The sequence below is a fragment of the Mannheimia haemolytica genome (assembly GCF_004342115.1).
In the GTDB taxonomy this organism is placed as follows: Bacteria; Pseudomonadota; Gammaproteobacteria; order Enterobacterales; family Pasteurellaceae; genus Mannheimia; species Mannheimia haemolytica.
This window is the reverse complement of the sequence record NZ_SMAC01000011.1, coordinates 1-14095: the sequence shown is the minus strand read 5'-3', so window position 1 is coordinate 14095 and position 14095 is coordinate 1. Positions and strand designations below refer to the sequence as shown.

Annotated in this window: 12 protein-coding genes and 2 pseudogenes; 5 read left to right on the top strand and 9 right to left on the bottom strand. The window is 40.3% G+C overall.

Annotated elements, in window-relative coordinates; all coding sequences use genetic code 11:
- Window positions 1-61 precede the first annotated feature (61 nt).
- The gene (locus tag EDC41_RS05225) at window positions 62-1282 is read right to left on the bottom strand and encodes an IscS subfamily cysteine desulfurase (RefSeq protein ID WP_006248382.1); all 1221 of its coding nucleotides are present in this window, start codon (window positions 1280-1282) and stop codon (window positions 62-64) included.
- A 54-nt stretch (window positions 1283-1336) separates the two neighbouring features.
- Window positions 1337-1789 carry a Fe-S cluster assembly transcriptional regulator IscR gene (iscR, locus tag EDC41_RS05220; protein ID WP_006248381.1) on the bottom strand — a complete coding sequence of 151 codons (453 nt, stop codon included), beginning with the start codon at window positions 1787-1789 and terminating at the stop codon, window positions 1337-1339.
- Window positions 1790-2135: 346 nt separating this feature from the next.
- Here iscR and EDC41_RS05215 point away from each other — a divergent pair, with 346 nt between their 5' ends.
- Window positions 2136-3617: an outer membrane protein transport protein gene (locus EDC41_RS05215; RefSeq protein ID WP_006251351.1), complete on the top strand. Its 1482-nt coding sequence runs from the start codon at window positions 2136-2138 to the stop codon at window positions 3615-3617.
- Window positions 3618-3683: 66 nt separating this feature from the next.
- Window positions 3684-4238, top strand: coding sequence for a methylated-DNA--[protein]-cysteine S-methyltransferase (locus EDC41_RS05210; RefSeq protein ID WP_006248379.1), 555 nt, complete (start codon window positions 3684-3686; stop codon window positions 4236-4238).
- 95 nt (window positions 4239-4333) lie between these two features.
- On the opposite strand, the gene EDC41_RS05205 is transcribed toward EDC41_RS05210, so the two are convergent.
- The 3 genes and pseudogenes from EDC41_RS05205 to EDC41_RS05190 form a co-directional block, all read right to left on the bottom strand.
- Entirely contained in the window at window positions 4334-6184 is a 1851-nt protein-coding gene (locus EDC41_RS05205; protein WP_006251352.1) for an ATP-binding protein, read from the bottom strand.
- A 54-nt stretch (window positions 6185-6238) separates the two neighbouring features.
- Window positions 6239-7801 (bottom strand): annotated as a pseudogene (locus EDC41_RS05200) (subtype B tannase).
- A gap of 123 nt (window positions 7802-7924) precedes the next feature.
- On the bottom strand, window positions 7925-8788 hold the full coding sequence (locus tag EDC41_RS05190) for a hypothetical protein (protein ID WP_006248311.1): 864 nt from the start codon (window positions 8786-8788) through the stop codon (window positions 7925-7927).
- Between the two features lie 171 nt (window positions 8789-8959).
- Here EDC41_RS05190 and EDC41_RS05185 point away from each other — a divergent pair, with 171 nt between their 5' ends.
- On the top strand, window positions 8960-9709 hold the full coding sequence (locus tag EDC41_RS05185; protein ID WP_006251355.1) for an alpha/beta hydrolase: 750 nt from the start codon (window positions 8960-8962) through the stop codon (window positions 9707-9709).
- A gap of 1 nt (window position 9710) precedes the next feature.
- Here the strand turns inward: EDC41_RS05185 and EDC41_RS05180 are convergent, their stop codons facing one another.
- Both EDC41_RS05180 and smrB read right to left on the bottom strand, forming a co-directional pair.
- Window positions 9711-10196, bottom strand: coding sequence for a YbaK/prolyl-tRNA synthetase associated domain-containing protein (locus tag EDC41_RS05180; RefSeq protein WP_006251356.1), 486 nt, complete (start codon window positions 10194-10196; stop codon window positions 9711-9713).
- A 63-nt stretch (window positions 10197-10259) separates the two neighbouring features.
- The gene (smrB, locus tag EDC41_RS05175; RefSeq protein WP_006251357.1) at window positions 10260-10805 is read right to left on the bottom strand and encodes an endonuclease SmrB; all 546 of its coding nucleotides are present in this window, start codon (window positions 10803-10805) and stop codon (window positions 10260-10262) included.
- Between the two features lie 92 nt (window positions 10806-10897).
- Here smrB and prmB point away from each other — a divergent pair, with 92 nt between their 5' ends.
- Complete coding sequence (gene prmB / locus EDC41_RS05170) at window positions 10898-11842, top strand: 50S ribosomal protein L3 N(5)-glutamine methyltransferase (protein WP_006251359.1); 945 nt, start codon at window positions 10898-10900, stop codon at window positions 11840-11842.
- 85 nt (window positions 11843-11927) lie between these two features.
- Here prmB and murQ read toward each other — a convergent pair whose 3' ends face one another.
- The gene (gene murQ, locus EDC41_RS05165; protein WP_006248304.1) at window positions 11928-12833 is read right to left on the bottom strand and encodes an N-acetylmuramic acid 6-phosphate etherase; all 906 of its coding nucleotides are present in this window, start codon (window positions 12831-12833) and stop codon (window positions 11928-11930) included.
- Window positions 12834-13295: a nuclear transport factor 2 family protein gene (locus tag EDC41_RS05160; RefSeq protein WP_006248303.1), complete on the bottom strand. Its 462-nt coding sequence runs from the start codon at window positions 13293-13295 to the stop codon at window positions 12834-12836. It abuts the gene before it with no gap.
- A gap of 59 nt (window positions 13296-13354) precedes the next feature.
- On the opposite strand from EDC41_RS05160, the pseudogene EDC41_RS05155 reads away from it, so the two are divergent.
- A pseudogene (locus tag EDC41_RS05155) lies at window positions 13355-14004 on the top strand (MFS transporter); the annotation flags it as partial.
- Window positions 14005-14095 lie beyond the last annotated feature (91 nt).

Below are 14095 nucleotides of genomic sequence, written 5' to 3'. Positions count from 1 at the left end.
TTGTGATGAAAGCTTATTTTGTAGGGGCAAATATTATTTGCCCTTGCAAAATTTTTCTGAATTAGTGGTGATTCCATTCGATTTTAGACAAATCTACACCTTCTTTGAACATTTCCCAAAGAGGCGAAAGCTCACGCAATTTCACGATAGCTTTTTTCACGATTTCAATAGTATGATCGATTTCTTCTTCAGTCGTCCAACGACCTAAAGTGAAACGGATTGAGCTGTGAGCTAATTCATCGTCACGACCGATTGCACGTAACACATAAGATGGCTCTAAACTTGCAGAAGTACAAGCTGAACCTGATGATACTGCGATATCACGTAATGACATCATTAACGATTCGCCCTCAACAAAGTTAAAGCTGATGTTTAGGTTTGAACCGATACGTTTGCCTTCTTCCATTGAACCGTTTACATATACTTCTTCAATATCTTTAAAGCCGTTATATAAACGATCACGTAACACGGTTAAACGAGCCATTTCCGTTGCCATTTCTTCTTTAGCGATACGATATGCTTCACCCATACCTACAATTTGGTGAACAGGCAATGTACCCGAACGCATACCACGCTCGTGACCGCCACCGTGAATAATTGCTTCTAAACGCACACGTGGTTTACGACAAACATATAGACCGCCGATACCTTTTGGTCCGTATAATTTGTGGCTTGAGAAAGACATTAAATCAACATTTAAGTCTTGTACATTCACTTCGATTTTACCAACAGACTGGGTCGCATCAACGTGGAAAATGATTTTCTTCGCACGGCAGATTGCACCGATCTCTTTAATCGGTTGGATTACGCCCATTTCGTTATTTACGTGCATTACCGAAACTAAAATTGTGTCCGGACGAATAGCCGCTTTTAATTTAGCTAAATCTAAAATACCGTCTTCTTCAGGGTCTAAGTAAGTCACTTCAAAACCTTCACGCTCTAACTGACGGCAAGTATCTAATACTGCTTTATGTTCGGTTTTAACAGTGATAATGTGTTTACCTTTGGTTTGATAGAAATGAGCCGCACCTTTGATGGCTAAGTTATCCGACTCTGTTGCACCAGAAGTGAAAACGATTTCACGGCTGTCTGCACCGATTAAATCGGCAATTTGGTTACGAGCCACATCAACCGCTTCTTCCGCTTCCCAACCAAATTTGTGTGAGCGAGAAGCAGGGTTACCAAAGATACCGTCTTTGGTCATATATTCCATCATTTTTTTCGCAACACGTTCGTCCATTGGTGTGGTTGCTGCGTAATCCAAATAAATTGGTAATTTCATTGTTACTCCTAGTTAAAACAACCCAAGCGGTCATTTTTGATAAAAAATTTGCAATTAGTGATGATGAGGATGATCGTGACAATGCTCTTTTTCACAATCGTGATCAGCGTGTTCTGCGGCTAAATCCGCAACTGAAATTGTCCCTAAAAACTGCTCAATTTGATCTTCTAACCGCTCCCACAAAGAATGCGTTAAACACTGAGAATCTTTACGGCAATTACCACTACCTTTACATTTGGTGACATCAATATTTTCATTCACGGCGGAGATGATCATACCCACGCTAATCTCTTCCGGTTTTTTACCTAATTGATACCCACCACCCGGTCCACGAACGCTCTGCACGATACCGTCACGGCGAAGTTGAGCAAACAGTTGCTCTAAATAAGACAGTGAAATCGCTTGGCGATCTGAAATATCGGCTAAGCTAACCGGCTCTAGTTTTCCGTGTAAAGCAATATCTAAAATGGCGGTTACTGCATAACGCCCTTTTGAGGTAAGCTTCATAAAATATCCTCATTGATTATCCAGAAAATCTTCTGGAACAGTTGCTCAATTTTGATATACCCCACCAATTTAGTCAATCATTTAGGACTAATTAGTGTGAAAGGTTTTATATATTAAAACAGATTAAAACAATAACGCTAATTATACGAAAAAAGAGCCGAAAATACCAAAGATAAACAGTTCATAGACCGCACAATTTCACTCTTATTTGCTCCTAACTGATCGGAACAGTTGAAATTTAATTGATAGAGAGTACTTCGACACATAAAATCTGCACTTTCTTCTTACTTCTTATAACTTTTATGAATTATTCATTCTAAAATATATATTTTTTAAGAGATTTCCTATGAAAATGAAAAACTTTAGCAAAACTTTAATCGCTTCATTAGTAGCATTCAGCTCAGCCGGTGCATCTGCTGCCGCATTCCAATTAGCTGAAATTTCAACATCCGGTTTAGGTAGAGCTTACGCAGGTAATGCCGCTGTAGCCGATAACGCTTCTGTTGTTGCAACCAACCCTGCGTTAATGACGTTATTTAAACAAACCGAAATTTCTGCCGGTGGTATTTTCGTAGATGCTGATGTAAATATTGATGGAAAGCTCAATGCTACAGGTGCAGATGCATCACATAAAAATGTCATTCCTACCGCTATTGTTCCAAATGCTTATATCGTTTCACCTATCAATGAGCGCCTTTCTATTGGTGGTGGCGTAAATGTAAATTATGGTTTGATATCTGAATTTGACCCTAACTATTCTGCTGGTTTCTTAGGTGGTCGTACATCATTAAATGCTGTGAATGTTAATTTTAGTGCGGCTTATGATTTAGGTTATGGTTTTGTATTAGGTGCAGGTTTGAATGCAGTACACGCAAAAGCAGAATTAGAACGTTTCTTAGGTGCCGGTGCGGCACGTTTTGCTCCAGCTAAACAATTTTTGGAAGACAAGAAAGTACAAGTACAAAGTGCAATTCAAGGTTTAAAAGCTCTTGAGGCAGGTATCGCAGCAGGTAATACCGCTCTTGAAGCTCAAAAAACACAAGTATTAGCTCAAGTAAACGGTTTATTAAAATCTCAAAATTTAAACCAAACCATCACGAATTCTGCTCAATTAGAACGTTTGGTTAATGGCATTCAAAATACCAATGCAAGTTCAACAATTCATAAACTTAAAGGCGATAAATGGGCATTGGGTTGGAATGTTGGCTTGGTTTATAATATCAATGAAAGAAACCGTTTAGGTTTTACTTACCACTCTGAAATTGATCTTAAATTTAAAGGCAAATATTCTAATACCGTTCCTGTAGTTATTCCTAAGATGGTAGATACCATTACCGGCGGTGCAGAGATGGATGGTACACTAAGATTACGCCTACCGGCATTCTGGGAAGTGTCAGGTTACCACAAACTAACCGATAAACTTGCTGCACAATACAGCTATAAACGCACAGACTGGAGCAAATTCCAAAGCCTAGAAGCTTATGATATGCAAGGTAACCGCCTATTGCACAAAACCGAGAACTTTAATGACTCTCAACGTATTGCATTAGGCTTGTCTTATGATGTGAATGAAATGCTAACATTGCGTACAGGTGTAGCATTTGATGAAAGTGCAAGTGTAACTCATCCATCAATCTCAATTCCGGACACTGATCGTGCTTGGTATTCTGTAGGTGCAACCGTGCGTTTCACGCCAAACCTATCTGCTGATGTAGGTTACTCACATCTTCGTGGTAGCAACCTGACCTTCTCTGAAGACGGTTTAGCCACATTCAAGAGCAAAGCTCGTGCAAATCTTTACGGTTTAAACGTAAACTACAAATTCTAATTTGATGAATTAAGGTTTAAAGAGGTGTAAAATCAATTACACCTCTTTTTTTATTGGCATAAAAACATGAAATCTCAAATTTATTACGATTACTACCCAAGCCCTATCGGGCAATTATTGCTTTTAGCCACAGAAGAAGGCTTGATTTACATTGAGCTAGGGCAAGAGCAACAAACCACCTCGCTTGATAATTTCCTTTCCGCTCAAGCTGCAAGTGGTCAGATTTTAGAAATTTTTTGCAAAACCAAAGAAATTTTAGACCGCTATTTTGCCGGCGAGCCATTGGATTTTCAGCAGTTGGATTTTCTTGCCCCGCAAGGCACTCCATTCCAGCAATCAGTTTGGAAAATTTTGCGTGAAATCCCTTACGGGCAAACTACTACTTATGGCGAAATTGCCACCCAACTAGGCAAGCCAAGTGCGATGCGAGCCGTCGGCGGTGCAGTTGGGCGAAACCCGATTTCGATTTTAGTGCCTTGCCATAGGGTATTAGGGAAAAATCAAGCCTTAACCGGATTCGGTGGTGGCTTGCCGAATAAGCGTTTTCTATTACAGCTGGAAGATATTACCTATAAAGATAAAGGCATTGAATTTGTAAAACCGAAAACCAAGAAATGGTAAATACGTTTTGATAGCACAAGCGTCCACGCTTGTGCTTCAGATATTAAAATTGGTACAAGCGTGGACGCTTGCACCATCGTAACATTTCAAATTTACTAAATGTCCCCCTTGCTTCTAACATATTCCTTAGCTAATTGCAAATCCATCTGCCATTTGGAACAAATCATTTCCACCCAGTGTGCAATATTTTGCTCCCACTGCTCGCCGTTATCGGATTGAGCAAGCTGAGCAGTTTGTTGTAGCTGATGTAATCCGACTGATGCTAATGCTCCCTTAATCTTATGAGCCTCGTCCGCCGTTAATTTACGGCTTTCCACAGAATTTGTGGTTTGCCAATCACTTAAATAACGCTGTAAATTTGCCAAATAAGTGGGCATTAAATCAGCAAATAAATCCATATTGGCAAGCACATTCTCTTTCCCCATTACCCCAATCAATTCATTAAGAATTGTAATGCTATAAGGTAAATTCTCAGAACCTCTCTCTACAAGCGGCTGTTTTTCTTCATTTTTTTGCAAAAAATCATCTCCAAAATGTTGGTTGAGACAACGCATTAATTCATCTAAAGAGAGCGGTTTGTGTAGCACATCGTCCATACCTTGTGCTTGGTACTCCTGCCGGCTTTGGATCACATTTGCCGTCAAAGCAACCAACAGCGGTAAATAGTCAATTTCCTCGTTTTCATATTGCAATCTTAATTGCTGTGCAATTTCAAAACCGGTGGTATCCGGCAGTTGAATATCAAGTAAAATCAGATCGTAGCTGTCCTGTGCAAAATGTTGGTACGTTTCTTCACCACTCATTGCCACATCAACCTCACACCCGATTTTTTCCAACATTGCTCGAGCAACCACCACATTCATTTCGATATCTTCCACCAATAACACCTTAAGGGAATGCTGCTGAATAGCAAATGTCGGCTTGTTTTCGGTGCTTTCCGCCTGCACGGTGAGGGTAAAAGTTGAGCCTTGATTTTCTTGGCTTGCCACCACCAAATCACCGCCCATTAACTTCGCAATGCGTTTCGAGACCGATAAGCCAATCCCGCTACCTTGCGCTTTTTTCTCTTTAGAGTTTTCCGCTTGGTAGAACATATCAAAAATTTTGCGTTGATCTTTTTCCGGAATACCGATGCCTGAATCCGTCACCGCAAAGCTAAACTGTTCTTTATCTAATTGGTAAATTTCCAGCAAAATTCGACCGCTTGCAGGGGTAAATTTCACCGCATTGCTGATCAAATTCCATAAAATTTGGCTCAAGCGTGCGTGGTCGATATAGATATACTTCGGCAAATCAGGCGGATACTTCACTTCAAAATTAATCTGCTTATTGCCCGCCATAAAATGCCCAAAATTAGCAATATCGTGAATGAGTTGTTCAAATTCCACCTCTTTTCTTACCAATTCAATTCGGCTACTATCAATTTTTTCTAAATCAATAATATCGCCAAAAATATGAGCCAATGCAGTGGCACTCATATTGATAGTTTTTAGATATTCTTGCTGTTTTTCGGTGGTTTTATCATCTAACAAAATTTGGCTCAAGCCGATAATTCCATTAAGGGGAGTACGAAGTTCGTGACTAATGGTCGCCATTAAAATGCTTTTATCACGGCTGTTTTTTTCTAATTTAGCGTTAAGATAGGCATCTTGTTCCCGGAGTTCTTCCAAATCTCTTACTGCTTTTTCTAATTTCAAGCGAGATATTTCAAGTTTTTCCACCAATAACGTGAAGAAATAAAGCACAAAAGGCGCAGAAATTAAACCAAAAGCGATGGAGCGTAAAATATCCACCACGACTACTCGCCCAATAAAAAGATAGGTTAAGCTACTTTGAATTAAAATTGCCGAAAGAGCGACCATAAAAAAGCCTAAAAGAGAAGCTTTTAACCGCCCTAGCTTTAATACCCAATTAATATATTTTTGGCTAAATTTTTTAACTTGCATACGACCTCAAAACAAAAAACAGACCATCAGATCTGCTTTATTTTACTCTATTTTTTACTTTTTGCCTTTGACTAGCTCATCAGCCCATAGGAATAATTCATTTACATCATAATCACCTGAATGGGGTACATTCCACGGGGTTTCATAATTAACATTTTTGCCTGCCATTTGCAGTTTTATTGCTAAGATTGCAGAAATTGCCAGCGAGGTATCTCTATCTGCCGTTCCCACCCTAATCCGCCAATGTTCCGCAGCATTTGCGGTTATCCAAATAGTGCATCGGGTTCATCCGTTTCACGATTTGCGGATCGGCTAAATTGAGATCTTTATTGGCAGAACGTTCCGCACTATAAAGCGTAAAATGGCGGTTATTTTCCGTGTCTGTGCCAAATAAATTATTCTCGCCCGAACTTCCATTTAACGCATCAAATGCAGGTGGTGATTTCATCCGTTTATCTGAAAACACATAACCAAACCAGTCCACACTGCTGACTTTGCCTTTCTCAAATGAAAGCCAACTAATTTGTTGAAAGGCTTTTTGCTCTTCGCTATCTTGAACTAAACCTCTATAGGCTTTATTTGCAGCCGTTTTTACCACTTCAGATAAATAATCTTTAAACGAGCCGTTGCCTTTTGGATCAAGTGTTAAAGGATTGCCTTTCTCATCAACCAAATGCAAACTGTTCAAATAAGTCGGAAAGCGTTCTGCTAATTCATTAGAAACTTTAATTTCCGCCTCATTTAACGAGCCTTCAATTTTCGGCTTTGGTTTTGAGCGGTCGTTAAACTCTGCTGCATTTAATCGACTCATATCGATTCGGCTATATTCATTGACACCATTAAATTGCCATTCATACGCCATATCCGCATTTTCAAGGTTGGTAATTGGGCAATAGGCAGAAACTGCAAAAATTTTGTCACTGGCATTCAATGCCCCCGCCTCTTTCAAATAAGGCTCATAGTCGTAATGATCAGCTGAAGCTCCTAACAAAGTAGATAATGCTCCTCCGGCACTGGTGCCGTTAGAGATAATTTTATTTGCATCGCCCGGCATTTTTTCATCATTAGCATGCAGATACCGCACTGCTGATTTTAAATCAATAATGGCAAAAGGTGCTTTGCCGGTGTATTTTCCCTCTTTTTGTAGCGTGCGTCCTCTTGCTCCCACACTTGCCACCACATAGCCTTTAGATAACGCCACCAAAATCGTACCTGGTGAACCGTCACGTCTTTTTTTATCATAACTTGCCGCTTTTGCCGGCATATAGCCCCCACTGAATTTGGCAAGAAGATCGGGGCGGTATCCGCTTGGTAGCCATTGATTTCGCCATTATTGTAGTAAGCTTCCGGCACATACAGATTAATTGTTTGGTAATCTGGCTCAATCGGATTGTTCACATACACAATCCGCTCAAAGGCACGGAATTGGATTTTCTCGCCATTTAATTCCGTTTCAATTAAACGATAGTTTTGATCATTAAAGACTAAATCATACCCAGATTCGGTTTTATTGAAAAAGGGCTGTGGCTCTTCAGCTGTTTTTTCCGGCGGTACAGCAAAACTCTGACTATATAGCATTGAAGAGGCAATGAGTGTAGATAAGGCTTTTAGCTTCATTTTTTGTCCTTTATGAAATATGAATCGGTACAACAAGCGGTCGAATTTATTGAATATTTTACACTATATTACTCAAAAATTAAGGGCGAACATAATGTTCGCCCTTAATTTTGGAAAGTATATTTACCGCCAATAAAACAAGCAAATAATCGCCACAATCGCAATCGCCACGCCTAAGTAGTTCACTTTGTGGATTTTCTCTTTAAAGAAGAATGCTCCAACGAAAGTGCCTAAGCAAATTACCCCTAAGTTCATTCCAGTGAAGACTAAAGTTGGGTCATCTTTCATGGCTTGGTGAGCTTGAATATAGAACAGAATATTGCCGAAGTTCAACACGCCTAGCAATAAGCCGGTTAAGACACTTGGAACGTGCCATTGAGTGCGTTTAAGTAGCAAATAGATAAACATAAAACAGCCTGCACCGATAAAGGCAATCGAAAGGGTGACAGGGAAAGCAGAGCCTGATTTGGCAATCTGTTTAAATAAAATATCGTTCACGCCATAGCCTACCCAAACCAGAGCAAGGCTGATAATCGCAATTTTTCCGCCTTTTTCCATTCCCTGATTGCCTTTCCATAATAAGCAACCGAGTGCCACGAAAGCTAACAGAAGTGCAATTAATTTATTTTGCGTAACCTGCTCACCAAAAATGGTGAATGCCGCCAAAATCGGCAGGAACAGCGATAAACGTTGTGCCGCATCGGTTCGGATAATACCGGCAAACTCTAGGGCTTTTGCTTGCACCAAGAAAATAGTAGGCAATGTGATACTTAAAATCACAAAAATATAGGAAGTCGGGTTATTAGCAATAATATCGGTAATCGACTGCCCTTGGTAATCCGGTTTTAGTAATAAAAACGTCATCGTGGTAGTCACGATATAGTTCACCGCAATACTTTGGTCGATACGAATCCCTTTTTGGCGGGCGAATTTAATCAACACGCCTACAGTCACGCTACATAAAATCGCTAAAATAAGTTGTAACATTTCATTTCTCCTTTTAAAAACGAAGGCTGTATTCTATAAATATGCTTAAATTTTGGCTAGTACAAGCGGTTAAATTTACCGGAAAATTTGCAAATTTTGCGAGAGATCCGACCGCTTGCACTCAAATAGTGCTAAAATTTTGTCATCTTCAATTTCAATACTTAACATAAAATGGAAAAACACTTTGAGATTAATGAACAGGGTCTCAGCATTCGCTGTAAACTGTTTTATGAAAAAGAATTGCAGCAGATCGAGAATGTAGTGATTGTGTTGCACGGCTTTGGTTCGTCTAAAGATCTGAAATCGAATACCAAATTTGGGGAACGCCTTAGCTCAAAATATAAAGGCTACGCTGCCCTTGCCTTTGATTTCCCTTGCCACGGTGATGATGCCCGTAAAAAACTCTCGGTTGAGGAATCCATTACTTATCTGCAACTGGTGATTGATTATGCCAAAACCAGCCTGAATGCTAAAAATCTGTATGCCTACGGCACTAGTTTTGGCGGCTATTTAACCTTGAAATATCTGGCGGAAAAAGGCAATCCGTTTCGGAAAATTGCATTGCGGGCACCGGCAGTACAAATCTACCATTCGTTAATGAACCGCTTGTCAGAAGAGGAACGGCAAAAACTTGCCAAAGGGCGAGAAATTTTGTGGGGGTTTGATCGCCAGATGAAAATCAGCCAAGCCTTTTTTGATGAGCTAACCGATATTACCCAAAACGATTATTTGGATTATGCCGAGCAAATTTTAATTCTGCACGGCACGGAAGATGAAATGGTGGCGTTAAGCACTTCACAGCAGTTTGCCGATAATAACGTGATTGAACTGCTCCCGATTGAAGGGGCAGATCACGCTTTTTCTAACCCTAAATTAATGGATATCGCTATTGGCAAAATCGTGGAGTTTTTCGCCCCATAACCTAGCTTTTGGCGAATTGAACCAACACAGGATTAACTATCTTTTGGTAATCCTCGGTATTCAGAATAATCGAACGTTCCAACGTACCGGCATTAAAGGCTAATTCAGCATAACGCTCAAACAGACTTGGCTCAGCCACCAATAATAAATCGGGGTGAAAGCTAAACGGCGGAATTGCCCCAAATACACAATCGGTCAATTCTGCCACTTCAGCCGGGCTGGCAAGTGAGGCTCTTAACCCACCAAGATGCTCTGCAATTTTTGTTAAATCCGCTTGGTAATCAGCAGGTAATATAGCAAGCACAGCTTGCTTTACCCCATTGCCTTTTACCTTGCAAACTAAGGCTTTCGCCCCTTGCCCGATTTCTGTTCCTCGAATTTTTGCCACTTCTTCCGATTTCCCGGCAGAAGGATGTTCTACCACTCGATAGCGAGCTCGGTGCGAATCTAATAATGCTGTAATTTGGTGGAAAGTTTGTTCTGACATCATTTCTCCTTAATGATACACAAGCGGTCGTTTTTAATAAAAAATTGGCAATTCAGCCGAATTTTAACGCCCAAACATTTTTTCAGGATTTTCAGGCTGCTCAACCAAAATTAGAATAGAGGCATCTCCGCCCCACTCTTTCGGGGCCTGGTGCAACGCCATTACTTTTGGGTGCTGAACCAACCAGCGTGGAATTTGATCTTTGAGCGTGCGAGTGCCAAAGCCGGTCATCACACTGGCACAATATACCTTTTCCCGCTCACAGGCTAAAATCAACGCAGCCAACTCTTTCTTCGCTTTTTCTCGAGTTAAACCATGCAGATCTAAAAACAGCTCGGGTTGGAAATCGCCTCGCCGTAACTGTTTGAGAATATAAGGATCAACATCTTCTCGCAGATATTTCACTTTTTCATTTTCTTCTTTCAGCAAAGGCTCATATTCATCCGAGAAATAAAATTCTGTATCAGCTTTTTCTTTTAATTCTCGCAATTCTTGCAATTTCTTGCGAGGTTCCGCTTTCGGCACAAAGGTATTTTGTGTCAGCTTTTTCGTGCCTTTTGCTGCCTCTCTGAATAATGCAAATTCATCGGCTAATAACGTATCGTTCATTATCTTTTCCTTCTTATTCATTTTTACATTCTAACACAAAGCAAAATGTGGTATAACACAGCCATTTTAACAATACGAAAAAAGGCACGCCAATGTTTAAATATAATACCGCACTTCTTGATGAAATTTCCGCCCTGCCCATTGTGAATGATTTAGTCACTATTCAAGATATGATGCGTTGGGGGTATAGCTATTTTAATGCCTCTGATCTTTATTACGGGCACGGCTACGATAATGCGTGGGACGAGGCACAACAATTAGTGTTGGCAGGGCTTTATTTGCCGTTTGATGTACCGGAAACACTTTATTCCTCTCGCTTAACTCGAGTTGAGAAAGAACGTATCATCAATTTAATCTGTGAGCGTTTAGGCTCTCGCAAACCTGTAGCATACCTTACCAACTCGGCTTGGTTTTGTGGCGGTGAATATTATGTCGATGAGCGTGTGATCGTGCCACGTTCACCGATTGGTGAGCTGATCAAAAAAGGGTTTAAAGGCATTATCAAAAACGAGCCACATCGAATTTTAGATATGTGTACCGGCAGCGGTTGTATTGCGATTGCCTGTGCCGAGCGTTTTCCGGAAGCAGAAGTCGATGCGGTTGATCTTTCCCTTGATGCCTTAGACGTTGCTCAAATTAATATTGAGCGTCATCAGGTGTCTCACCGAGTTTTCCCGATCTGTTCCGATCTGTTTAACAATTTACCGCAAGATAAATACGACTTAATTGTGACTAATCCGCCTTATGTTGATGAAGAAGACTTAGGCGATATGCCCGAAGAGTTCCATCACGAGCCGGCATTAGCTCTTGGCTCGGGCAAAGATGGGTTAGATTTAACCAAGCGGATTCTTGCTCAAGCCGCTGATTACTTAAATGATGATGGCGTGCTAGTCTGCGAAGTCGGCAACAGTATGGTGCATTTAATCGAACAATTCCCCAGTGTGCCGTTTAACTGGCTGGAATTTGAACACGGTGGCTTAGGGGTGTTCAGTTTAACCAAAGAAGAACTAGTGAAACATCGCCATTTATTTGCTTAAATCTGCCTCCCCTCTCTCTGATCAATCATTCTGAATGAATGATTGATCTGTCTCTCTCCCACAAGGGGAGAGAGCAGACATACTTCTATTTTAACGCTTTTTGTAATCGCCCTTGATTTTGGCTTAATAAATCTTCGGCTTTCTGCTTATCTAAGTTACCTAAAATCATCATAATTGCCAATTTAGCGTTATTTTCAGCTAATTTTAGTGTATCTTCAGCCACTTCTCGTTCACATTCTGTCGCTTGCATCACAATCCGAATTGCTCTAGCTTTGAGTTTTTCATTAGTTGCTTGCACATCTACCATTAAATTTTGGTAGCATTTACCGATTAAAATCATCGACGCAGTGGTGAGCATATTCAATACCAATTTTTGAGCTGTGCCGGATTTCATACGGCTGGAACCGGTTAGCACTTCCGGCCCGACAACGGTTTCAATCGCAATATCCGCAATTTGTGCCATTGCCGAATTTGGGTTACTGGCAATCGACACCGTGGTCGCACCAAGTTGCTTAGCATATTCCATCGCCCCTAACACATAAGGCGTTCGCCCACTGGCTGCAATCCCGACCAATACATCTTTTTCGCTAAAATTGACCGCTTGTAAATCTACTTTGCCTTGCTCACGATTATCTTCCGCCCCTTCAATCGGGAAACGTAATGCCCGCTCACCACCGGCAATTAATCCAACCACCATTTCAGGTTTTACGCCATAAGTGGGCGGACATTCCGAAGCATCAAGCACCCCTAATCTTCCGCTCGTGCCGGCACCGACATAAACCAATCGTCCACCTTTCTCAAAGGCTTGCACAATTTTTTCCACCGCTTGTGCAATTTGAGGCAGGCACTGCTCCACCGCAATCGCTACTTGTTTGTCTTCTTGGTTGATGACTTGGACTATATCTAACGCTGAAAGGCGGTCAATATTCATCGAATTCGGATTACGTTGTTCGGTAATCATCTGCCCTAAGGCATTCAATAGTTGCGACACTTAAACCTCTTTAATCACAATACATTTAATTTGGCGTTCTGTATTTCTCACAATGGTTCGAATATTCATTTCTACCACCACATTATCCCGCTCTATCCCAAAAAACTCACCATTTACTCTTAATAATCCAGATGATTGATTCCCCTGAAAATCGGTAGATAGCAAATCAACCTTATCAAATTCCAATACTCTCTTTTGGATTAATTTGATCCATTCTTGCTTATCAATCACTTCACCTGTTGATGAATAAAGCTCAAAATCATCGCTTAGTAATGTTTGCAAAGCCGAAAAATCACGGTTCACCATTGCACTATAAAGTTCTCTATTTAAATCTAATATATCTTGATGTTTTTTTGCCCGCTCCTCGCCAATCTCTTTTATTGCCGGATAACTTCCAATCGCTGCCGCAGAAAGCCCTAATATTAAAGATAAAATAACATGCAATAATTTGATTTTTCTCATTGTGCTTCCTTATTAAATTTAGTTATATTAGAAATCATTTTTCTCATTAAATATTATCTATGAATATCCAAAATATCATTTTATGGCGGAAATTCTTTTCCGGTCTTGCTTATGTGCAATGCAAAGCGTATTTTTTATCTACTTACAATTCTACAAAGGCTTTGAAACCAGCCAAATTGCAACTGCATTTTCTTTGTTGGTCTTTACCAGCCAAGCATTTTCCCTTTTTGCAGGTTCTTGGGGTGATAGTTTTGGACGTTACCCTATCATGATGCTTGGCTGTTTGCTCGATGCCCTAGCTTACATTTTATTACTGACAACAAAAAATTACCCTCTGCTATTACTTGCTACCTTTTTCTTCGGGCTCGGTAGCACCTTATTTAGTACCAATGCGAAAGCATTCTTATTAGCCAATATTCAAGATACCGGAGATAGTTACCAACTCAAAACTAAGGCTCAAGGTAAATTTCTGAAGGTATCAAGCCTGTCAGCGATGGTAGCACCATTACTTACTATTCCATTTATTTTCTACCGTAAAGCAGAATGGCTTATTTGGATTAGCTGCTGCATTGAAATTATTATGCTATTCGTTATGTTTAAAACCGCACCCAAAACACATGAATGTGCAAATGGGCAATGCGAACGCTTTAAATTTGGTGCATTAAAAGGAATACTAAATGAACAATTTATTTTTGTACATTTATTTGTAGAAGATCAGACTTGATCTGACAATTCACTCTAAAAAGTGAGAGTTTCCCGTTTAGAATATGAGTGTCAAAAATCAATCTAAACAAAAAGGA